The 20,167-nt window shown below is 73.6% G+C and carries 20 protein-coding genes; 13 read left to right on the top strand and 7 right to left on the bottom strand.

Annotation, left to right across the window (positions count from 1 at the left end; genetic code table 11):
- Nucleotides 1-39 precede the first annotated feature (39 nt).
- On the top strand, nucleotides 40-1,842 hold the full coding sequence (locus SMD20_RS26890) for an alkyl/aryl-sulfatase (RefSeq protein WP_329586143.1): 1,803 nt from the start codon (nucleotides 40-42) through the stop codon (nucleotides 1,840-1,842).
- Here SMD20_RS26890 and SMD20_RS26885 read toward each other — a convergent pair.
- Both SMD20_RS26885 and SMD20_RS26880 read right to left on the bottom strand, forming a co-directional pair.
- Entirely contained in the window at nucleotides 1,832-2,332 is a 501-nt protein-coding gene (locus SMD20_RS26885; protein WP_329586141.1) for a hypothetical protein, read from the bottom strand. The genes SMD20_RS26890 and SMD20_RS26885 overlap by 11 nt on opposite strands.
- A gap of 59 nt (nucleotides 2,333-2,391) precedes the next feature.
- The gene (locus SMD20_RS26880; RefSeq protein WP_329586138.1) at nucleotides 2,392-3,819 is read right to left on the bottom strand and encodes a purine-cytosine permease family protein; all 1,428 of its coding nucleotides are present in this window, start codon (nucleotides 3,817-3,819) and stop codon (nucleotides 2,392-2,394) included.
- 129 nt (nucleotides 3,820-3,948) lie between these two features.
- Between SMD20_RS26880 and SMD20_RS26875 the strand changes: the two genes are divergently transcribed.
- On the top strand, nucleotides 3,949-5,352 hold the full coding sequence (locus SMD20_RS26875) for an MFS transporter (protein ID WP_329586135.1): 1,404 nt from the start codon (nucleotides 3,949-3,951) through the stop codon (nucleotides 5,350-5,352).
- Between the two features lie 5 nt (nucleotides 5,353-5,357).
- Here SMD20_RS26875 and SMD20_RS26870 read toward each other — a convergent pair whose 3' ends face one another.
- The gene (locus tag SMD20_RS26870; protein WP_329586132.1) at nucleotides 5,358-6,350 is read right to left on the bottom strand and encodes an NAD-dependent epimerase/dehydratase family protein; all 993 of its coding nucleotides are present in this window, start codon (nucleotides 6,348-6,350) and stop codon (nucleotides 5,358-5,360) included.
- A gap of 91 nt (nucleotides 6,351-6,441) precedes the next feature.
- Entirely contained in the window at nucleotides 6,442-6,618 is a 177-nt protein-coding gene (locus tag SMD20_RS26865) for a hypothetical protein (protein ID WP_329586129.1), read from the bottom strand.
- A 152-nt stretch (nucleotides 6,619-6,770) separates the two neighbouring features.
- Here SMD20_RS26865 and SMD20_RS26860 point away from each other — a divergent pair, with 152 nt between their 5' ends.
- From SMD20_RS26860 to SMD20_RS26845, 4 genes are all read left to right on the top strand, one after another.
- On the top strand, nucleotides 6,771-7,079 hold the full coding sequence (locus SMD20_RS26860) for a MazG nucleotide pyrophosphohydrolase domain-containing protein (RefSeq protein WP_329586127.1): 309 nt from the start codon (nucleotides 6,771-6,773) through the stop codon (nucleotides 7,077-7,079).
- Between the two features lie 91 nt (nucleotides 7,080-7,170).
- Nucleotides 7,171-7,944: an NAD(P)H-binding protein gene (locus tag SMD20_RS26855; RefSeq protein ID WP_329586124.1), complete on the top strand. Its 774-nt coding sequence runs from the start codon at nucleotides 7,171-7,173 to the stop codon at nucleotides 7,942-7,944.
- A gap of 27 nt (nucleotides 7,945-7,971) precedes the next feature.
- The gene (locus SMD20_RS26850; protein ID WP_329586121.1) at nucleotides 7,972-8,676 is read left to right on the top strand and encodes a class I SAM-dependent methyltransferase; all 705 of its coding nucleotides are present in this window, start codon (nucleotides 7,972-7,974) and stop codon (nucleotides 8,674-8,676) included.
- 87 nt (nucleotides 8,677-8,763) lie between these two features.
- Nucleotides 8,764-9,108, top strand: a complete 345-nt coding sequence (locus SMD20_RS26845) for a DoxX family protein (protein ID WP_329586118.1) — start codon at nucleotides 8,764-8,766, stop codon at nucleotides 9,106-9,108.
- Here SMD20_RS26845 and SMD20_RS26840 read toward each other — a convergent pair whose 3' ends face one another.
- Both SMD20_RS26840 and SMD20_RS26835 read right to left on the bottom strand, forming a co-directional pair.
- Nucleotides 9,109-10,326, bottom strand: a complete 1,218-nt coding sequence (locus tag SMD20_RS26840) for a hypothetical protein (protein WP_329586115.1) — start codon at nucleotides 10,324-10,326, stop codon at nucleotides 9,109-9,111.
- The gene (locus SMD20_RS26835) at nucleotides 10,323-11,423 is read right to left on the bottom strand and encodes a HesA/MoeB/ThiF family protein (RefSeq protein WP_329586112.1); all 1,101 of its coding nucleotides are present in this window, start codon (nucleotides 11,421-11,423) and stop codon (nucleotides 10,323-10,325) included. Before SMD20_RS26835 ends, SMD20_RS26840 begins: the two co-directional genes overlap by 4 nt.
- A 309-nt stretch (nucleotides 11,424-11,732) precedes the next feature.
- Between SMD20_RS26835 and SMD20_RS26830 the strand changes: the two genes are divergently transcribed.
- Nucleotides 11,733-14,597, top strand: coding sequence for an AfsR/SARP family transcriptional regulator (locus tag SMD20_RS26830; RefSeq protein ID WP_329586109.1), 2,865 nt, complete (start codon nucleotides 11,733-11,735; stop codon nucleotides 14,595-14,597).
- Here SMD20_RS26830 and SMD20_RS26825 read toward each other — a convergent pair.
- A complete protein-coding gene (locus tag SMD20_RS26825; protein WP_329586107.1) occupies nucleotides 14,491-14,994 on the bottom strand; it encodes a GNAT family N-acetyltransferase in 504 nt (167 codons plus the stop codon). The genes SMD20_RS26830 and SMD20_RS26825 overlap by 107 nt on opposite strands.
- 141 nt (nucleotides 14,995-15,135) lie before the next feature.
- Here SMD20_RS26825 and SMD20_RS26820 point away from each other — a divergent pair, with 141 nt between their 5' ends.
- From SMD20_RS26820 to SMD20_RS26795, 6 genes are all read left to right on the top strand, one after another.
- Nucleotides 15,136-15,939 (top strand): SDR family NAD(P)-dependent oxidoreductase, encoded by an 804-nt coding sequence (locus SMD20_RS26820; RefSeq protein ID WP_329586104.1) that lies wholly within the window; start codon nucleotides 15,136-15,138, stop codon nucleotides 15,937-15,939.
- Between the two features lie 25 nt (nucleotides 15,940-15,964).
- Entirely contained in the window at nucleotides 15,965-16,705 is a 741-nt protein-coding gene (locus tag SMD20_RS26815; RefSeq protein ID WP_329586101.1) for a phosphotransferase family protein, read from the top strand.
- Complete coding sequence (locus tag SMD20_RS26810; protein WP_329586099.1) at nucleotides 16,702-17,436, top strand: peptidase E; 735 nt, start codon at nucleotides 16,702-16,704, stop codon at nucleotides 17,434-17,436. The genes SMD20_RS26815 and SMD20_RS26810 overlap by 4 nt, the downstream gene beginning before the upstream one ends.
- A gap of 46 nt (nucleotides 17,437-17,482) precedes the next feature.
- Nucleotides 17,483-18,529: an ABC transporter substrate-binding protein gene (locus SMD20_RS26805; protein ID WP_329586096.1), complete on the top strand. Its 1,047-nt coding sequence runs from the start codon at nucleotides 17,483-17,485 to the stop codon at nucleotides 18,527-18,529.
- A 75-nt stretch (nucleotides 18,530-18,604) separates the two neighbouring features.
- A complete protein-coding gene (locus SMD20_RS26800) occupies nucleotides 18,605-18,940 on the top strand; it encodes a YciI family protein (RefSeq protein ID WP_329586093.1) in 336 nt (111 codons plus the stop codon).
- On the top strand, nucleotides 18,937-20,160 hold the full coding sequence (locus SMD20_RS26795; RefSeq protein ID WP_329586090.1) for an RNA polymerase sigma factor: 1,224 nt from the start codon (nucleotides 18,937-18,939) through the stop codon (nucleotides 20,158-20,160). Before SMD20_RS26800 ends, SMD20_RS26795 begins: the two co-directional genes overlap by 4 nt.
- The last annotated feature ends 7 nt before the right edge of the window (nucleotides 20,161-20,167 follow it).

Genomic DNA, 20,167 nt, shown 5'->3' with positions numbered 1-20,167 from the left:
TGAGCTACCCGGGAACCTCTCCCGGGCAGGCGGACAGACATGGCAGACCTTCCACTTCGCGACACGGGCGACTTCGAGGACGCCGATCGCGGCTTCATCGCCAAACTCGACCCCGGAGTGATCAAAACGGCCGACGGCAGGGTCATCTGGGACATCGACGCCTACGACTTCCTCCACGACGAACGCCCCGAGACGGCCCACCCCAGCCTGTGGCGCCAGGCCCGGCTCTGCGCCCGCCAAGGTCTGTACGAGGTCACCCCGGGCGTCTACCAGGTACGCGGCCTCGACCTGGCCAACATGACGCTGATCGAGGGCGAGCGGGGCGTCGTCGTCATCGACCCGCTCGGCTCCGTCGAGTGCGCCGCCGCCGCGCTCAAGCTCTACCGCGCCCACCGCGGCGAGCGCCCCGTCACCGGCGTCGTCTACACCCACCCCCACACCGACCACTTCGGCGGCGGGCGCGGCGTCACCCACGGCGGCGTCCCGATCCTGGCCGCCGCCGGGTTCCTGGAACACGCGGTGGCGGAGAGCCTGTACGCCGGCCCCGCGCGGGCCCGCCGCGCCGTCTACATGTACGGCCCCGCCCTGCCCCGCTCGCAGGAGGGCCAGCTCGGCTCCGGCCTCGGCATGACCGTCGCCCCCGGCACCCGCTCGCTGCTCCCGCCCACGCTGGAGGTCGCCCGTACCGGTCAGGAGGAGACCGTCGACGGCGTGCACCTGCTCTTCCAGCTCACCCCCGGCGGCGGCGCGCCCGCCGAGCTGAGCATCCTCCTGCCCGCGCACCGGGCGCTGTTCCTCGCCGAGAACGCCGGCCGCGGCCAGCACGCCGTCCTGTCCCTGCGCGGCTCGGCGGTCCGCGACCCCCGGGCGTGGGCCCGCCACCTCGACGAGGCGCTCGCCCTGCTCGCCCCGCACGCCGACGTCGCGCTCGCCGCGCACCACTGGCCCACCTGGGGCGGCGACGGCATCGCGGGCTACCTCGCCCGGCAGCGCGACCTGTACGCGTACCTGCACGACCAGACCCTGCGCCTGCTCAACAAGGGCCTGACCGCCGCCGAGATCGCCGAGGCCGTACGCCTGCCGCCCGAGCTGGAGCACGCCTGGCACGCCCGCGGCCACCACGGCTCGACCGCGCACAACGTCAAGGCCGTCTACCAGCGCTATCTCGGCTGGTTCGACGGCAACCCGGCCCATCTCTGGGAGCACCCGCCGAGGGAGAGCGCCATCAGGTACGTCGACTGCCTGGGCGGCGGCGCGGCCGTGGTCGCCTGCGCCCGCCGCTACCTCGGCGAGAACGACCTGCGCTTCGCCGTGCAGCTGCTCAACCACGCCATCTTCGCCGACGAGGGCAACAAGGAGGCCCGGGACCTGCTCGCCGAGGTCTACACGCGGCTCGGCCACGGCGCGGAGAACGCGGCCTGGCGCAACTTCTACCTGATGGCCGCGCTGGAGCTGACCGACGGCATCGTCCCCGCCACGCCGGAGCGGATCGCGCCGGACGTGCTCGCCGCGCTGAGCGTGGCGCAGATCTTCGACACCCTCGCCGTACGGGTGGACGGCCCGCGCGCCTGGCACGAACGCCTGGCCATCGACTGGCACCTGACCGATCTCGGCGAGCGCCACCGCACGACCCTCTCCAACGGCGCCCTCATCCACCAGCCGAACCCGCCCGCCGGCGTGCCGCCCGACCTGACCCTGCGGCTGACGAAGGCGCAGCTCGTGGGGCTGATGGCGGGCAAGGGCGTGGAGGGCGTGGAGCGGGAGGGCGACACGACGGCGCTCAAGCGCCTGGTGGCCGTCCTCGACCACCCCATCCCGGACTTCGCGATCGTCACGGCGTGACCGGCGGCGCGGGCCGCTCGTGCGCCGCCGGGCCGGCGTGCTCGCGCATGGACCGGCAGGCGAACGCGAGCAGCGTGACCACGGCCGCCGCCAGCGCGGGGCCCACCACCAGCGGCACCGTCAGCTCGCCCGCGTGCCACGCCGCCGCGAGGATCGCCACCGACGTCACCGCCCCCACCCCGAACATCGCCAGCCAGAGCGGCAGCACCCGCACGAAGGCGTAGAGCAGCGGGAACGCCGGCCACACGAACGGCGCGGAAAGGACGGCCAGCACCAGCCAGAGCGCCGTCACCGCCCCGAGCCACACCGGCCCGCCCATCGGCCGGCCCTCGGCCGATGGTCCGGCCGCGTAGAGCGCGCCGAGCAGCACGCCGCCCGCGGCGATCCCCACCTGGTCCTCGCGCAGCACGGTGACCACGGCCATCGCCAGCAGCCCGAAGACCGTGAGATGCACCGCCCACGCCAGCAGTCGCAACGGTATGTCCATCATCGATCACCAACAGTAACGGCGATCGGCCGCGGACGCGACGTGCCCGGAGGTGACGGCTCTCAGACCCCGGCTCGGTCCTCCGCGCGGCGGCGCGTGGCGACCGGCGCCGTGGCCGCGAAGTACAGCACCCCGGCCACCACCAGCGCGATCACCACGCCGATGTTCGCCGCCCCGAACGTGGACCCCTTCAGCTCCTCGCTCATCAGGAACCCGACGACCTTCGCGATGTTCTCGTCCGCCGAGGTGATCAGCCCCATCCCGACGACCGACGCGATGACCAGCGCGGCGATCCCCGTCCAGTTGACGGCGGGCCCGCCGGGACGCAGCAGCCGCTCGTCGTAGCCGCGCCCGCCGTCGCGCAGCCGCCACATGTCCACCAGGAAGATCGCCACCCAGGCGGCCATCACCACGCCGACGATCGCCAGGAACGCCTGGAAGGTGCCGAAGAAGCTGTCGCTGACGAACAGCAGGTAGTAGCCGCCGAGCACCATGAGCACCCCGTCGATGAGCACCGCGAGATGCCGCCGCACCGGCACCCCGAGCGCCAGCATCGACAGCCCGGACGAGTAGATGTCCATGATCGCCCCGGCTAGGAACCCGCCGATCGCGGTCAGCAGGTACGGCAGCAGGAACCACGTCGGCAACGCCCCCGCCAGCGCCGCCACCGGATCGCCCCCGGCCGCCTCGGCGAGCTTCGGGTCGCCGCCCGCCAGCAGCACCCCGAACACCAGCAGCACCATCGGCGGCAGCGCGCCCCCGAGTGTCGTCCAGAACGCCACCGCCCGCCCGGACGAGCGGGAGGGCAGGTAGCGCGAGTAGTCCGCGCCGCAGTTGACCCAGCCGAGGCCGAGCAGCGTCATCGCGAAGATGATCCCGCCGATCCAGCCGCCGGCCCCGGTGGTGGTCTCCAGCGACACACCGAGCCTGGGCATCATGAGCGCCATGTAGACGAGGGTCAGCACGACGAACGCGTACGTCAGGTACCGCTGCACCACCATGATCAGCGCGTGTCCGTACACGCCGACGGCGATCACGACCAGCGCCGCGACGGCGAAGCAGACGGCGGTGGCGGTCGTGCGGGGCAGGCCGGGCGCGAGCCGGGCGAGGATGGCCGCCCCGCTCTGCGCCGACAGCGTGACCAGCACGATCTCCCAGCCGACGTTCGAGATGTACGACAGCGTGGCGGGCAGCTTGTTGCCCTGGTAGCCGAAGGGCGCCCGGCCCAGCGTCATCGTCGGCACGCCGGACCGGGTGCCGCCGACCGCGACCAGGCCGACCAGCAGGAACGACAGCGCGTACCCGACGGCGCCGGTGATGATCGCGGGGATGACGCCGAGCCCGAGCCCGACGATGTAGACGCCGAACGCGACCCCGAACAGCGACAGGTTGGAGCCGGCCCAAGGCCAGAAGAGGTCACCCGGCCGGCCGTGCCGCTCCGCCTCGGGGACCGCGTTGATGCCGTTCTGCTCGACGGCCATCGTGTCCATGATCCGGACGTTACATCCGGTCTGTGGCGAAACCCACCCTACGGGGATATCGGGATCGTTACGGCGACGAAATCCTGGTTAGGGAAGGACGATATCCGCACGCCGGCCGGGGGAGAGGGCAGCCGTTTGATGAAGGCGTCGTCGTGGCGGGCCGACCCGCGCGGGCGTGCGCTCGCGGTGTGCCTGGTGGCGGCGTTCATGACCGGGCTCGACGTCAGCATCGTGAACGTGGCGCTGCCGTCCATCCGCGAGGGCCTGCACGCGATGGAGGACGGGCTCCAGTGGACGCTGTCCGGGTACGCGCTCACGTTCGGCCTGCTGCTGGTGCCGGCCGGGCGGCTGGGGGACGCGCGGAGCCGGCGCACGCTGTTCATGTGGGGGGTGGTGCTGTTCACGCTGGCCAGCGTCGCCTGCGGGCTCGCCTGGAACATGACCATGCTCATCGGGTCGCGACTCCTCCAGGGCATGGCGGCCGGCATGCTGAACCCGCAGGTGTCGGGGCTGATCCAGCAGATGTTCCGCGGGCACGAGCGGGGCCGCGCCTTCGGCGCCCTGGGCGCCACCATCGGCGTCTCCACGGCGGCCGGCCCGCTGATCGGCGGAGCGCTGGTGACCGGGTTCGGGCCGGAGTTCGGGTGGCGCTGGGTCTTCCTGGTCAACCTCCCGATCGGCCTCGCCCTCCTCCCGCTGGCCCACCGCGTGCTCCCCGCCCCGGACCCGGCGCGGCTCTCCGGGCGGCGGGAGAGCATGGACCCCGTGGGCGTCCTGCTGCTCGGCCTGGGCGTGGCCTGCCTGCTCCTGCCCTTCATCCAGCAGCACCAGTGGCACGGCCAGGCGAAGTGGCTCCTCGTTCCCGCCGCCCTGATCGTCCTGGCCGGCTTCGTGGCCTGGGAACGCGCCTACCGCCGCGAACCCCTGATCAACCTGGCCCTCTTCCGCAAGCGCTCCTACAGCCTGGGCTCCGCCATCGCCCTGTTCTACTTCGCGGGCTTCACCGGCATCTTCTTCACCTTCACGCTCTACCTGCAGAGCGGCCTCGACTACAGCCCTCTCATGGCGGGGCTGTCGATCACGCCGTTCGCGCTGGGCGCGGCCTCCGCCTCCGTGGTCGGCGGACGCCTCGTGGGCCGGGCGGGCCGCCGACTGGTGGCCGCCGGGCTCACCGTCGTGATCGTCGGGCTGTGCGCCACCATGGCCGCCACCGCGCTCGTGCCCGGCCACAACGTCGGCCTGGCCACCGCCCTGCCGCTGCTGATCGCGGGCGTGGGCAGCGGCCTGGTCATCTCGCCGAACCAGGCGATCACCCTCTCCGAGGTGCCGCCCAAGGGCGGCGGCAGCGCGGCCGGCGTGCTGCAGACCGGTCAGCGCCTCGGCTCGTCGATCGGCATCGCCGCCGCCGGCTCGATCTTCTTCAGCGCGCTTCCCCAGGGCTGGCCGACCGCCTTCCGCCACGGCCTCCTGGTGCTGCTCACGTGCGTCTCCATCGCCCTGCTGGCGGCCGGCTACGACCTGATCCGCACCTACCGCCGCTGACGAGGCTAGCCCGCCCGCAGCCCCAGCAGGCGGGCCTCCACCTCCGGGGCGAGGCCCTTGCGGGGGCGGTCGGGGCGGTGCGGCGCCTCGCCGCCGACGCTGCGTAGCCACTCCCACGTGTCGCCCACCGTCTCGGCCACCGGCCGGCAGCTCAGCCCGGCCGCCACCGCCTTCGACACGTCGCCGCCGTGCAGGAAGTCGTAGTCGGGGCCGACCAGCCAGAACGGCAGCTCCGTCCACGGCTGCACCCCGGCCGCCAGGATCGTCTCCGGCTCGACCCAGCGCAGCTCCGCCGCCGCCCCCGTCACCTCGACGCAGGTCTCCAGGATCTCCCCCATCGTCACGAACCCGGGCGGGCTCACCACGTTGAACGCCCCGCCGACGCCGCGCTCGGCCGCCCGCAGGCACCACAGCGCGAGGTCGCGCGCGTCGATGTACTGGAGCCCTTGACCGGCGGGGCCCGGAGCGAGGACCGGCCCGCCCCGCGCGATCCGGGTGAGCCACCACGGCAGCCGCCCGACGTTCTCGTAAGGCCCGATGATCAGCCCGGCCCTGGCCAGCAGCGCCCGCTCCCCGAACGCCGCGACCGCCCCCAGCTCGCCGCCCGCCTTGTTCCTGGCGTAGTCGGAGGGATCGTCGTCGTCGGCCGAGGCCGCCACCACCGGCGCGCTCTCGTCGGCGCCGAACGGCACCGGCTCGGCGTGGACCGACCTGCTGGAGACGTAGACGTAGTGGCCCGCCCGCCCGGCGAGCAGCGAGGCCGCGTCGCGCACCGCCGAGGCCGCCCACGACCAGGTGTCGACCACGACGTCCCACTCGCCGCGCTCCAGCGCCGCGAGGCCGCCGGGGGCCGTGCGGTCGCCGAGCAACGCGGTGACCCCGGCCGGAGGCGCCTGGGTGCCCCGGTTGAACACCGTGACGTCCCACCCGAGGCCGAGCGCCTCCTCGACGACCGCCCGCCCCACGAACTCCGTGCCGCCCAGCACCAGGATTCTCATGGCGCCCACTCTGGCGCAGGCGGCGGCCCGCGCGTACCCTTGCACGCCCGCAGCGGAATCGCCATGAGCGAAACCCGCCGGGCGTGTCCGCTCAGAACTCGCAGCCGCCCGGGTCCGGCAGGTCGTCGTCGAACTCCGGGGGAGGGGGCGGCTTCGGCACGCGCCGCTCGCCGTGCTCCATCCCCGGCCGCGCCCGCCCGGACACCCGGACGGTGAGCCCCTGGCCGCCGCGCGGACCGGCTTCCAGCAACACCTCGATGTCCCGCATCGCCCCGTCCTCTCGCCTCTCGCCGCCGTCGTCCGTTCCGAATGATGGACGGCACGGATGCACTGAGCGTGGCGAAACGCCCCTCATGGCACCCCGCTTACCGAATCTCGATCCCCCATAGGCCAGGCCCGTGCGGGCCGTACACTCCGGGGGTGGACCTGCGGCAGCTCTCCGACGCGATCGAATCCGTCTCCAGCCGGTACGCCGCCTCGCTCGGCATCGAGCGGGACGACATCTGGCACATACTGAAGTTGCAGGAGGAGGTAGGCGAGCTCACCCAGGCGTTCCTCACCCGCAGCGGCAGGGCCAGGACCAGGGGCCGCACCCCGGCCGAGATCGAGGCCGACTTCCGCGCGGAGCTGGCCGACGTCCTGTGCCAGGTGCTGCTCCTCGCCCGCCATCACGGCGTGGACGTGGAGGCGGAGGTCCAGCGCAAATGGCTGAGCCGCCTCCCTGGCTGACGGGAGGCGGGCATCGGAAAATGTGTGGCGCCGCCGCGCCCGGCGGGAGTTCACTGGGGCGTTCCCCCGCCTGCGAAGGAGCCCTCCCCGCATGATCGTGATCACGGCCGCCTCCGGTGCGCTCGGCCGCCTCGTCCTCGACCGGCTGCGAGCGACAGGGGCGGAGGTGACGGCCGCCGTCCGCGATCCCGCCCGCGCGCCCGAGGGCGTCCCGGCCCGCCACGGCGACTACGACGACCCGCGCAGCCTGCGGGCCGCCTTCGAGGGCGCCGACCGCCTCCTGCTGATCTCCTCACCCGAGCTCGACACCGCCCGCAGGATCGAGCAGCACCTGGCCGCCGTGACCGCCGCCAAGGAGACCGGCGTGGGCGCGATCGTCTTCACCAGCTTCCTCGGCGCCGACACCGGCGCCACCGGCCTGACCGAGGCTTACCACGTGACCGAGCGGGCGATCATCGACAGCGGCCTGCCCTGCACGCTGCTCCGCCACCCCTACTACAGCGACGCGTTCGTGCCGCGCGTCAACGCGGACGGGGAGATCGTGAGCGGCACCGGCGGCCGGGGGCTCAACACCGCCTTCCGCGCCGACCTCGCCGCCGCCGCGGCGAACGTCCTGACCGGCGGCGACGGTCATCTGGGCCGGGCCTACGACTTCACCGGGCCGCTGTGGACGTACCCGGAGGTCGCCGCGGCCCTGGGCGCGACCTACCGCGAGCTGCCCGCCGACGCCGAGCAGGGCCCCATGGGCTGGATCTCCGCCAGGATCCGCGCCGGCGCGCTGGAGCGGCAGACCCCCGACCTCGAACGCGTGCTCGGCCGCCCCGCCGAGACCGTGATCTCCCGCCTCCTGGCGGGCGCGGCCTGATCCGGACGTGCACTACGGTTGCCGCTCATGGCCGATTTCATCTCCCTCCCCTTCTACGACCTGTTCCACGAGAACGGTCACGTCCCCGTCATCCGTGAGAAGCTGCCGCCGCTCCTGACCGGGGTGACGCGCAGCATCCTGGAGATCGGCGCCGGCTCCGGCCTGATCACCGTCTCGCTGGCCGAGTGGACCCCGGCGGAGATCTTCGCGCTGGAGCCCTCCGCCGGCATGCGCGGGATCCTGCTGTCCCGGCTCTGCGGCCGTCCCGAGCTCCTCGACCGGGTCACCGTCCTGCCCTGCGACGCGCTCGCCGCGCGGGTGCCCGAGCCGGTCGAGGCCGTCGTGATGATCAACGTCATGTACTCGCTGCCGCACGACTACCGCAAGCGGCTCTGGCCGGTGCTCGCCGAGCTCATGGAGCCCGGCGGCCTGCTCGTCTTCACCTGGCACGACGGCGGCTCGCCCGCCACGCGGCCGGTCGAGAAGCTGGAGAGCCGCCAGGTGGGCCGCCACACCTACTCCATCTGGTCCGGGATCACGCAGCTGGACGCGGAGACCTTCGAGGGCCGCTTCATCCACCGCATCGAGGAGGGCGACACGGTGATCAGCGAGGAGGAGCTGGTCGGCGAGGCCTACCGGCCGCTCTGGCCGACCATCGAGAGCGAGCTCACCGGCGCCGGCTTCACCCGCGACGACGCTCCCGAAGGACTGCTCGCCTGGCGTCGTTCCTGAGCGGTCACACTTCCGGCGGCTGAGGGGTCAACGAGATGCCGGGCCGTACGCGGCCCGGCATCCGTAACGCCGGAAGGAGAGCCACCGATGTCCACCGCCGCTGTCGTCGTCACCGTTCTGACCGCCCTCTGGGTGGGGTTCTCGGCCCTGTCGGTCTTCATCCGCGCCAAGTGGGTCGTGGAGCCGCTCGCCGAGTACGGCGTGCCGCGCGCCGCCTGGCCCTGGCTGGGCACGGCCAAGGCGCTGGGCGCGGCCGGCCTGCTCGTCGGGCTGGTCGTGCGCCCGATCGGCGTGGCCGCCGGGATCGGCCTGGTGGTGTACTTCACGGGCGCGGTCGTCACCGTGCTCCGTGCCCGTTCGTACGGGCACGTGCCGTTCCCGCTGCTCTACCTGACGCCGGTCGTGATCGCCATGGTGCTCACGAACGCCTGATCAGCGCCGGGCGGCGAGGCGCGCCACGTACTCCTTGACGGCCAGGGAGAGCGCCAGCGCCTCGGGGCCGAGCAGCAGCCCGGCGCAGAGCAGCCGATACCAGAACGCGGCGGTCAGGGGCCCCTCGGCCAGCCCCTCGGCCGTCCAGCGCAGCACCTCGGCGAAGACCGGCAGCAGCAGCAGGCAGAACCAGGCGACCACGCCGGCGAAGCCCGCCAGCCACACCCACCGGAACCAGCGCCCCACCCGCAGGTCGGTGCCGGTCGCGTCGGCCAGCTCGGCGGCCTCCTCCTCGGTCAGCCGCCCGAACGCCCGCCGCAGCATCAGCGTCTTCACCCGCCACAGGTTGCGGCAGCCGAGGGCGTTCACCAGCACCGCGTAGAGGTCGGTGCGCAGGAACACGAGGCTCTGCCAGAGCATCTGCATGATCTTGATGAACGCCCACGCGGCCAGCAGCGAGGCCACCAGCCCGGGAGCGGCCCACACGCCGGTGTCGATCAGCAGCCGGCCGGTGAGCAGCGCGGCCAGCAGCACGGAGTCGACGGCGAGGCCGGCCAGCAGCGGCCCGTACCGCTGCCGGCGCGGCAGCGTCCAGAGCTGGGTGAGGTCGGTCTCGAAGACGAGCATCCACAGGCGGCGGTCGACGCCGAAGCGGGTCTGGATGCCGAGGGCCCGCGCGCCGAGCCAGTGCCCGCACTCGTGGCTGGCCGCCGCGAACCACACGAACGGCAGCCAGGCGAGCGCGCTCAGCCCGGTGTCGCCGAAGGCGAAGGCGTCCTCGGCGGGGTCGGGGGCCAGGCCGGGGCGGACGACGATGACGGCCACCGAGTAGAGCAGGCAGGCCGCGTAGAAGGTCCAGGCGACGGGGCCGAAGAAGGGGCGGACCGTCTCCGGGCGGATGCCGGTCATCCACCGGCGGGCCTGGATGGGCGCCGTACGCACCGGTGAGGCCGCCTCCTCGCCGTCCTCCGCGAGGAACCCGAGCTCCCCGAGGGTGTCGACGAACGACGGCACGTTGACCGGCTCCCCGGCGAACTCCGCGGCCTCGGCCGCCGCCTCCTCGACGCTCGCGCCCCGCTGGAACGCGGCGATCACCACCCCGCCGACCGCCGGGATCGTCACGAACGTACCGGTCGCCGGATCGCCGACCAGCACCTCGTCCTCACCCTCGGGGACGACGCTGAGCGGCTTGAGCCGGACCGTCGCGGGAACCGTCACCGCCGGTCACCCTCGCGCGGCGGCGCCAGCCGGCAGACCTGGCACTCCGGGTTCGCGGGGAGGGGCCGCCACTCCGGCGTCAGGCCCTCGCGCAGGTCGAGCGTGACCCGGTGACCGGCCGCCCGCGGCGGCTCGAACCCGGTGAGGTAGCGCTGCGCCTCCAGGGCGAGCAGCGAGCCGACCTGCATCGCCATCGGCCCGGTGAGCGGATTGCTCAGCTTCATGTTCTCCACGATCCGGTACGCCACCGCCTCCGGGTCGTCCCCGACCGGCCGGTCCGCGTAGTCGCAGGCCAGGCAGGCCGTGCGGCCGGGATCCACGGACAGGTACATGAGCTGGCTGCGGTTCGCGCCCCCCAGCACGTACGGGATCCCGGCCCGCACCGCGGCCTCGTTCGCCCACAGGTTGGCGTGCGGATGGCCGTCGAGGCCGCCCGCGACGAGGTCCACGCCCTGGACCAGGTCCGCCAGGTCCTCCGGCGCGGACACCCAGCGGTCGACCGGGTGGACCTTGATGGCGGGGTCGTACTCGCGGACCCAGGCCGCGGCCCGCTCGGCCTTCGACAGGCCGATGTCGGCGTGGTGGTAGAGGAACTGTCGGGCGAAGTTGCGTGACTCGACGCGGTCCTGGTCCACCAGCGTCATCTCGCCGACGCCGAGCCCGGCCAGGCACTGGACCAGCGAGGACCCGCCCCCGCCGACGCCGAGCACCAGCACGTGCGCCTCGCGCATCGAACGCTGGAACGCGGCCCGGTGGCGGTCCAGGGCGGAGTGGGTGCCGTAGAAGCTGAGGTTGGAGAAGTGCCGCTCGTTCTCGCCGGGATCGTCGAGCGTGCGGCCGTCGGCGTCCTCGACCAGGCCCAGGGAGTCGAGGCCGGCCAGGCCCCGGCCGACGTCCTCCTCGGAGAGCCGGAAACCGCGCCCGGCGAGGGCGACGCTCAGCTCGGCGGCGGTCCGGGGGGCCTCGCGCAGCTCGGTCAGGAGCGCGGCCACCTGCCCTTCGGGATCGCTCAGGGTCATCGCCTCGCGAGCGTCGAAGATCACGAGGAGGTCCTCGCCGATCGTCTCCCACTCGCATTCCTTCAACGCCACACGCATCGTGCCTCCAGCGCCGGCCAGTACGCAAAGGGAACCCGCGGGGAGCGAACTCCCCGCGGGACATTCGTCAGGCGACGTCAGAGCCTCACGTGGCGGGGTTCTGGGTGGCCTTGACGGACTCGACCTTCTTGACCTTGATCTCCATGACGTTCCTCCTCGTGAGGGTTGTGCGGCCGGGTGCGCCGCTCGTGACCAGAGTGCTTCGTGGTACTGAAATGGCGCTTACTTTCGGCTGAGCCGGCGGTTAGGCTGCCGAGTAATGATCATTGGCGGCACGCTCCCGCGGGCGGGAACAGGAGGCAGGGACGGGTGACGAGGGAGGGCGTCGAGTTCCGCCTGCTGGGTCCGGTGGGGGTGTGGGACGCGGGGCGGCTCCTCGGTCCGTCCACCGCGCAGCAGCGCACCGTCCTCGCCATGCTGCTGCTCGAACCGGGACGCCCGGTGCCGGTCGCGCGGCTGGAGACGGCGCTGTGGGGCGCCGAACCGCCCGAGTCCTCCCGTAACGCCATCCAGGGTCACATCTCCCGGCTGCGCAGGCTGCTGGCCCCGTTCCCCGAGGCGGCGCTGACCACCTCCGCGCGCGGCTACTGCCTGACCGTCGCGCGCGAGCGCGTCGATCTGCACCGCTTCCGTGACCTGGTGCGCGAGGCCGGCGGCGAGCCGGATCCGGAACGCGCCGCCGGACTGCTGCGCGCCGCGCTCACCCTGTGGCAGGGCGCGCCGCTGGCGGACGCCGCCGGCCGGTGGTTGCCCGACGCCGTGGTGCCGGGCCTGGAGGAGGAGCGGCTCACGGCGCTGGAACGGCGGGCCGCGCTCGACCTGCGGCAGGGCCGCCACCAGGAGGTCGCCACCGAGCTGGCGGCGCTGCTCGGCGAGCATCCGCTGCGCGAGCGGCTGGTGTCCCTGCTGATGACGGCGTTGCTGCGCGGCGACCGGCGGACGGAGGCGCTCGCCGTCTTCCGCCGCGTACGCCGGCGCTTCGCCGAGGACCTGGGCATCGAGCCGGGGGAGGAGCTGCAACGACTGCACCAGGCGATCCTCGCCGGCCACGAGGCCCCGGCCCCGGCCGGTGGGTCGCCCGCGCTCGCCGTGCCGCGGCACCTGCCGCCCGACACCGAGCTGTTCACCGCCCGTGAGGAGGAGCTGGCCGCCCTCGACCGGCTGACGCTCCCGCACGCCGGCTCGCCGGTGCTCGCGCCCTGCGTGATCACCGGTACCGGCGGCGTCGGCAAGACCACGCTGGCCGTGCACTGGGGACACCGCGTACGCGACCGCTTCCCCGACGGCCAGCTCTACGTGAACCTGCACGGCTTCGGCCCCACGCACGGCGTGCGCTCGCCCGCCGAGGCGGTGCGGCTGTTCCTGGACGCGCTCCAGGTGCCGCCGCAGCACATCCCGGCCACGCTGGAGGCCCGGGTTGGGCTCTACCGCAGCCTGCTCGCCGAGCGCCGCATGCTCATCCTGCTCGACAACGCCCTCGACTCCGACCAGGTGCGCCCGCTGCTGCCCGGCACGCCCGGCTGCCTGGCCCTGATCACCAGCCGCGCCGAGCTGACCGGCCTGGTCGCCGCCGAGGGCGCGCGTACGCTGTCGCTCGGGCTGTTCTCGCCCGCGCAGTCACGCGAGCTGCTGACGCGCCGGCTCGGCGTGGACAAGGTGGGCGCCGAGCCGCGGGCCGTGGACGACATCGTCTCCCGGTGCGCCGGGCTGCCGCTGGCGCTCGCCATCGTGGCGGCGCGGGCGAACGAGCGGCCGGCGTTCCCGCTCGGCACCCTCGTCTCCGACCTCGCCGGCGAAGGCCCTTCCGACGACGCCTCCTCTGAGGGCGCCTCGGAAGGGGATCTGGACGTGTTCGACGGAGGCGACGCCGCGACGAACATGCGTACCGTCCTGTCCTGGTCCTACCGCGCGCTCAGCCCCGACGCCGCCCGCCTGTTCCGCCTGCGCGGCCTGCTGCCCGCCCCGGAGATCTCCACCGCCGCGGCCGCCAGCCTGGCCGGCGTCCCGGTGCACCGGGCCCGCCGCCTGCTGACCGAGCTGACCAGGGCCAACCTCGCCACCGAACGCACCCCGGGCCGCTACGGCTGGCACGACCTGCTGCGCGCGTACGCGGAGGAGCTGACCCGCCTGCACGACTCCGCGGCCGAGCGTCGCGAGGCCCTGCACCGGCTGCTCGACCACTACCTGCACAGCGCCCGCGTCGGCGACCGGCTCCTCGACCTGCTGCACCGCGTACCGCTCGCGCCGCCGCCGCCCCGCCCCGGCGTGGTCCTGGCCCGCATCACCGACCGGGCGCAGAGCCAGGCGTGGTTCGCCCAGGAGCACCGGACGCTGCTCGCCGCGATCCGGCACGCCGCCCGCTCCGGGTTCGACGGCCACGCCTGGCAACTGGCCGGCGCCTGCTGGGGCTTCCTGTCCCAGGACGGGCGCTCCGACGACCAGGCGGCGATGTTCGCGATCGCGGTGGAGGCGGCGTCCCGGCTGGCCGACCGGGCCGCGGAGGCCCACGCCCGCGTGGGACTCGCCCACGCCTTCACCCGGCTGGGCCGCGACGAGGACGGCGAGGCGCACCTGCGCCGGGCCCGCGAGCTGTTCGCCGGGCTCGCCGACCCGGCCGGCGAGGCCCTGTGCCTCATCTACCTCAGCGTCCTGAAGGACCGCCACGACCAGTACGCGGAAGGGCTGGCCCTCAGCGAGGAGGCGTTACGGCTCTGCCGGGCGGCCGGCGACCGGGCGGGCGAGGGCCGGGTCCTGAACAACATCGGCTGGTTCCACGCCCAGCTAGGGGCGTACGAGGAGGCGCTGCGCCGCTGCGAGGAGGCGCTCGCCATCCACCGCGAGCTGACCGACCTGCCCGGCGAGTCCGCCACCCTCGACAGCATGGGCCACATCCACCACCTGCTCGGCCAGTACGAGGAGGCGATCGCCTTCTACCGCCGGTCCCTCGCCTGGCGGGGCGGCGGCAAGCGCGCGCTCGGCGCGCGTACCCTGCGCCGCCTCGGCGAGGCCCAGCTCGCCGCGGGCCGGCTGGGCGAGGGCGGCGAGACGCTGCGTCAGGCCCTCGCCCTCATCTCCGAGCTGGCTCCTGGGGATGCCGAAGCCCTTCGCGCCCGGGTCGCCTCCCTGCCGGACGCACCAGGTGCACATCCACCGGGTCCTCACGCTCGAACGTGAACCCGTGCCGCTCGTACAGCCGGCGCGCCGGACTGCCCTGCAGCACGATCAGCCGGACGACCGCGTCCTCGCGGTCGCATCGCTCCAGCAGCTCCCGCAGCACCGCGGAGCCGATCCCCCTGCCCTGGGCGCGCGGGTCCAGGTAGAAGTGCTCCAGCCAATACGCGCTCCGGCCGTTGTCGTCGGCCGGCCGCAGCGCGACACTGCCGGCGAAGTCGCCGTCGACCTCGATCACCCGGGTGTGCGCCGGTAGGAAGCCGTCGCGCAGCCGCTGCCGTACCCGATGCTCGTCGTAGCGGCCGAGCCTTTCGAGATCCGCCCGCATCACCACGGCCCGCAACTCGGCCACGGCCTCGACGTCCGCCGCCGACGCCTGCCTGAACCCCCAATCCACCACAAATCGCGATGCTACCGCCTCCCGGCCACGGATCGCGGGTCCGAAATCAGCTGAAATTGTCAGTCTGAATCGCGCCAGCCTTATTCGTACGGCGGCTCATAACGTATTGACCGCACAGCCGATCGAAATAGGGAAAACATTATGGACCTCCAGCTTTCCGGCCGGGTCGCCATTGTCACCGGCGCTTCCAAGGGCATCGGCCTGGCCGTCACCCGCACGCTCCTCGCCGAAGGCGTCCGCGTCGTGGCCGCCTCGCGGAAGAGCACGCCCGAACTGGAAGCGCTCGCCGGCGACCTGATCCACGTACCGACCGACCTGATGGACCCCGAGGCCCCCGGCGAGATCGTGGCGAGGGCCGTGGCCGAGTTCGGCGGGCTCGACATCCTGGTGAACAACGCCGGCGGACCGCCGCCCGGCGTGGCGCTGCCGCGCTTCGGGTTCATGACCCCGACCGACGAGGACTGGCGGGTGATGTTCGAGTTCAACCTGTTCGCGGTCGTACGCGCGGTCCGGGCGGCCGTCCCGCCGATGCTCGCCCGTGGCGGAGGGTCGATCGTCAACGTGTCGTCGGGCAACGCCCGCATGCCCGCCCCCATGAACGTCGACTACAACGCCGCCAAGGCGGGGCTCAACACGCTGACCAAGGCCCTGTCCGAGGAGTTCGCGCCCCAGGGCATCCGGGTGAACACCGTTTCCCCCGGCCCGGTGCGTACGGCGTGGTGGACGGAGAGCGGCGGCGCGGCCGACATCATCGCCGCCCAGGCCGGGACCGACCGCGACACTGTGATCACCCAGGTCGCGCCCGAGATGATGAAGCTGTCGACCGGCCGGCTGGTGGAGCCGCAGGAGATCGCCGACGTGGTCGCCCTGCTCGCCTCACCCCGCTCGGCCAGCACGACCGGCGCGGACTTCGCCGTCGACGCCGGCTTCCTCAAGCAGGTCTGACCACGCGAATGCGATGATGGCCGGCGTGGAGGAGGTCGAGGTCGTCGTCGCTCATCGCGAGCGCGCCACCCTGCGCGTCGGCGACGTGTTCCTGAAGATCGACGCCGATCAGGCGCGCGCCGACGCCGAGGTCGAGGCGATGGCCGCGGCACCCGTCCCGACTCCGGAGGTCCTGTGGCGCAGGCCGCCCGTGCTCGCGCTCGCCGCCCTCCGCGGGACGGCGCTCGGCCGCCTCGGCGAGCCGTCGCCCGCGTCGCCTGCGGCGTGGGCCGCGGCGGGCGCCGCCGCGCGGAGGCTGCACGACGCGCCGCTGCCGCCGTGGTCCGGCCGGAGCCTCGACGAGGTCGCCGCGGAACTCGACGCCGAGTGCGCGTGGCTGGTCGCGAACGACGTCCTCCCCGCCCAGGTGGTCACGCGCAACCGCCGGATCGCCGAGGCCGCGTTACGGCCGTGGACGCCGGTGTTCGCGCACGGCGACCTCCAGGTCACCCACGTGTTCGTGGACGACGACGAGGTCACCGGCGTGCTCGACTGGTCCGAGGCGGGCCAGGGCGACGCCCTGTACGACCTCGCCACCCCGACGCTCGGCCACCAGGAGCGCCTCGGCGACGTCGTCGCCGGTTACGGCACCGACGTGGACCTCGACGTGATCCGCGCGTGGTGGTCGTCGCGCAGCCTGCGGGCGATCCGCTGGCTGACCGAGCACGGCTTCGACCCCCGGCCCGAGATCGCCGTGCTGGAGGGCTGCGAGGATAGGTGTCCATGACCAGGGAGCCGCAGATTCTGGCCTGTTCCGGGGTGCTGGACCCGCCTGAGGGGTTCCGGCACGTCGGCGTGCAGATATGGCAGGCGAGGCAGCTCGCAGGGGTCCGTAAGCCACGCATGTGCCTCATCCCCACGGCGGTGGGCGACGCGCGGGAGCACATCGACGGCTGGCTGGCGCGGGCGGCGACGTTCGGCGACGCCGAGCTGTCGCATCTCCGGCTGTTCACGCAGCCGAACGTGAAGGACGTGCGGGCGCATCTGCTCGCCCAGGACGTGATCTTCGTGTCCGGCGGCAGCGTGGTGAACCTGCTGGCGGTCTGGCGCGCGCACCGGCTCGACGCGATACTCCGCGAATGCTGGGAGAAGGGCGTCGTGCTGGCCGGCCAGAGCGCGGGCAGCCTGTGCTGGCACGCGGGAGGCGTGACCGACTCCTTCGGCGACGACCTGGACGCTCTCGCTGACGGCCTGGGATTCGTGCCGTTCAGCAACGGCGTCCACGACGACCTGGGCGACCAGCCCCGGCGGGCCCGGTTCCGCGAGTCCGTGGGAGCCGGGACGCTGCCGGCGGGATACGCCACGGAGGACGGCGTCGCCCTCCACTACGTGGGCGACCGGCTGCACGAGGTCGTGAGCGTGCTCCCCGACCGGAACGCCTGGTTCGTCGAAGCCGACGGCGAAGGCGGGAGCAGGGAGACCGCTCTTCCCGCACGCCGCTGGGTCCCCGTCGGCTGATGCGGGACGGGATCGCTACGCTGACCGTCATGAAGCCAGGAGACGTATGAACACGCGGGCAGACGGCTCGTCCGTCCGGATCGGCGTCCTCGCACCGCTGACCCCGCCTGGCTGGGACCAGGCGGGCCGGCACCTGCTCGCCGGGGCCGAACTCGCCGTACGCGAGGTCAACGACGCGGGCGGGATCGGCGGAAAGCCGCTCGAACTGCTGGTACGCGACACCGCGGCCGATCCGCGCAAGGCGGAGGCGGCCGTGGACGAACTCGCCACGCTGGGCGTGGCCGCGCTGGCGGGGGAGTACCACAGCGTCGTCGCCCGTGCCGCCGCCGCCCGCGCCGCCGCCCTCGGCCTGCCGTTCCTCTGCTCGTCGGCGGTGCTCGACGCGCTCACCGACGAGCCGGCGGAACGGGTCGCGCGCCTCGCCCCCGCGCAGTCCCACGGCTGGCGGATCTTCGCGGACTTCCTCCTCGGCGCGGGCCACACCAGGATCGCCGTGGCCGCCGACCCGAGCGTCTACTGGGCGTCCGGCACGCGCATCCTGCAGGATCACCTCAGCACGGTCGTCGAGCTCGACATGAGCGCCCCCGTGTGCGACGAGCTCGCCGGCAGCGACGCGACCGCCCTCCTTCTCCTGGTCGGGCACCCTGAACCGGCGGTGTCGATCGTCAGGGCCGTCCGCCGCGACCCGCGCCTCGCCGGGATCATGATGGGCGCTCCGGCCGGGCAGCCGGAGTTCGCCGCATGGGAGGCGGCGCTGGGCGTGGACGGCGCCGGGATCCCGTTCCTGCGCTACCTGCCCGAACGGCTCGGCCCGCTCGGCGCCCGGGTGGCGGCGGCCCTCCGCGAGCGGCTGCCCGAACCGCCGTCCTTCGTGGCCTTCGAGGGGTACGACACGATCGCCGTGCTCGCCGAAGCGCTGCGTTCCGGCGGTGGCGCGGCCTGGCCGGACGTCGCGGTCGAAGGCACCCGGGGGACGATCGCGTTCACCCGCGTGCCGGGCATCGGCGTCTGGCAGTGGGCGTGGCCCCCGGTCCAGGTCGTCGACCGCGATCCGGCGCGACCCGAACGGCTCCGGGTCCTGCACACCGGCTGAGGAAAATTTCGCGGCACCTGTCCGGAACCGGCTCGGCCGTACGTCATCAGGGTGAAGCCGAACAAGGAGAGCGTGATGAAGTACATGATGTTCGTCTGCACCGACACCGAGCCCGACACCGACACCGCCGACTACCCCGACATCGACGTGTGGGTGGCCGAGCGGGACGCGGCCGGGCAGCGGCTGCAGGGGATGCAGCTGGCGCCGACGACCGCGGCGACCACCGTCCGGGTTCGAAACGGCGAACTGCTGGTGTCCGACGGGCCGTTCACCGAGACGAAGGAGATCATCGTCGGGTTCGACCTGCTGGAGTGCGCCGATCTCGACGAGGCGATCGAGGTCGCGCGGGCGCATCCGATGGCGCGCGGCGGCCGGTTGGAGATCCGGCCGGTGGCCGACTTCGAGCAGTGACCGCACCCGACCGGAGACACCCCGCCGATGCGGCCGTCGCGGAGGCGGCCGCTGAGGCGTACACGCGGATCGTCGCGGCGCTCATCCGGATCACCGGCGACTGGACGCTCGCCGAGGACTGCGCGCAGGAGGCGCTGGCCCAGGCGTTGTCGCGGTGGCCGGAGAGCGGCGTACCCGACAATCCGGGCGGCTGGCTGATGACCGTGGCCCGCAACCGCGCGCTCGACCAGCTACGGCGGGCGTCCGTCGAACGCCGCAAACTGCGCGAGCTGGCCGTGCTGGCGCTGACCGCGGCCACCGGCGGACCCGCGCCGGAGGAGGGGGAGGACGTCGTGGACGACCGGCTGCGCCTGATCTTCACCTGCTGCCATCCGGCGCTGGCGATGGAGGCCAGGGTGGCGCTGACGCTCCGGACGATCTGCGCGGTGCCCACGCGGGACGTCGCGCGGGCGTTCCTGGTCAGCGAGTCCGCCATGACCCGCCGGCTGACCCGGGCGAAGACGAAGATCGCCGACGCCCGCATCCCTTACCGGGTGCCGAGCGGGCCCGCGCTGGCCGAACGGCTGCCGGGCGTGCTCGCGGTGCTCTACCTGCTGTTCACCACCGGCTACGACGCCGACGGGGAGCCCGCGTTCGCGGCCGAGGCGATCCGGCTGGCCAGGCTGCTCGCCGGCCTGGTGCCCGGCGAGGGCGAGCCGCGCGCCCTGCTGGCCCTCTTCCTGCTGCAGCACTCCCGGCGCGACGCCCGCAGGGACGCCGCCGGAGATCTCGTCCCGCTCGACCGGCAGGACCGCACCCGCTGGGACCGCGCCGCCATCGCCGAGGCGACCGGCCTGCTGCGCGACCTGCGGCACACCGGTCCGTACGTGCTGCAGGCCAGGATCGCCGCCTGCCATGCCACCGGCGACGCCGACTGGCCGGCCGTCGCCCGCCTCTACGACCGGCTCGCCGCCCTCCAGCCGAACCCGGTCGTCGAGCTCAACCGCGCGGTCGCCCACGGCTACGCGTACGGTCCGCGAGCGGGGCTGGCCGTGCTCGCCGAGGCGCGTACCGGCGGCGCGCTGGACGGTTATCCGCTCGCCCTGGCCGCCGAGGCCGATCTCACCGCGCGGGCCGGTGACCGTACCCGGGCCGCGGGGCTGTTCCGCGAGGCCGCCGCGCGGACGCACAGCGAGGCGGAACGGCGGGCGCTGCTGACCCGCGCGGATGAGGTCGCCTGACCTACGC

This window comes from Nonomuraea sp. LP-02 (assembly GCF_036289125.1).
In the GTDB taxonomy this organism is placed as follows: Bacteria; Actinomycetota; Actinomycetes; order Streptosporangiales; family Streptosporangiaceae; genus Nonomuraea; species Nonomuraea bangladeshensis.
The sequence above is the reverse complement of the archived record's forward strand: the minus strand, read 5'-3'. Positions and strand labels throughout refer to the sequence as shown.

Excerpts from the sequence above, each read along its gene's own strand:
- SMD20_RS26890 (WP_329586143.1), top strand. The coding sequence starts at position 40 with ATGGCAGACCTTCCACTTCGCGACACGGGCGACTTCGAGGACGCCGAT.
- SMD20_RS26885 (WP_329586141.1), bottom strand. The coding sequence starts at position 2,332 with ATGATGGACATACCGTTGCGACTGCTGGCGTGGGCGGTGCATCTCACG.
- SMD20_RS26880 (WP_329586138.1), bottom strand. The coding sequence starts at position 3,819 with ATGGACACGATGGCCGTCGAGCAGAACGGCATCAACGCGGTCCCCGAG.
- SMD20_RS26875 (WP_329586135.1), top strand. The coding sequence starts at position 3,949 with ATGAAGGCGTCGTCGTGGCGGGCCGACCCGCGCGGGCGTGCGCTCGCG.
- SMD20_RS26870 (WP_329586132.1), bottom strand. The coding sequence starts at position 6,350 with ATGAGAATCCTGGTGCTGGGCGGCACGGAGTTCGTGGGGCGGGCGGTC.
- SMD20_RS26865 (WP_329586129.1), bottom strand. The coding sequence starts at position 6,618 with ATGCGGGACATCGAGGTGTTGCTGGAAGCCGGTCCGCGCGGCGGCCAG.
- SMD20_RS26855 (WP_329586124.1), top strand. The coding sequence starts at position 7,171 with ATGATCGTGATCACGGCCGCCTCCGGTGCGCTCGGCCGCCTCGTCCTC.
- SMD20_RS26850 (WP_329586121.1), top strand. The coding sequence starts at position 7,972 with ATGGCCGATTTCATCTCCCTCCCCTTCTACGACCTGTTCCACGAGAAC.
- SMD20_RS26845 (WP_329586118.1), top strand. The coding sequence starts at position 8,764 with ATGTCCACCGCCGCTGTCGTCGTCACCGTTCTGACCGCCCTCTGGGTG.
- SMD20_RS26835 (WP_329586112.1), bottom strand. The coding sequence starts at position 11,423 with ATGCGTGTGGCGTTGAAGGAATGCGAGTGGGAGACGATCGGCGAGGAC.
- SMD20_RS26820 (WP_329586104.1), top strand. The coding sequence starts at position 15,136 with ATGGACCTCCAGCTTTCCGGCCGGGTCGCCATTGTCACCGGCGCTTCC.
- SMD20_RS26810 (WP_329586099.1), top strand. The coding sequence starts at position 16,702 with ATGACCAGGGAGCCGCAGATTCTGGCCTGTTCCGGGGTGCTGGACCCG.
- SMD20_RS26805 (WP_329586096.1), top strand. The coding sequence starts at position 17,483 with ATGAACACGCGGGCAGACGGCTCGTCCGTCCGGATCGGCGTCCTCGCA.
- SMD20_RS26800 (WP_329586093.1), top strand. The coding sequence starts at position 18,605 with ATGAAGTACATGATGTTCGTCTGCACCGACACCGAGCCCGACACCGAC.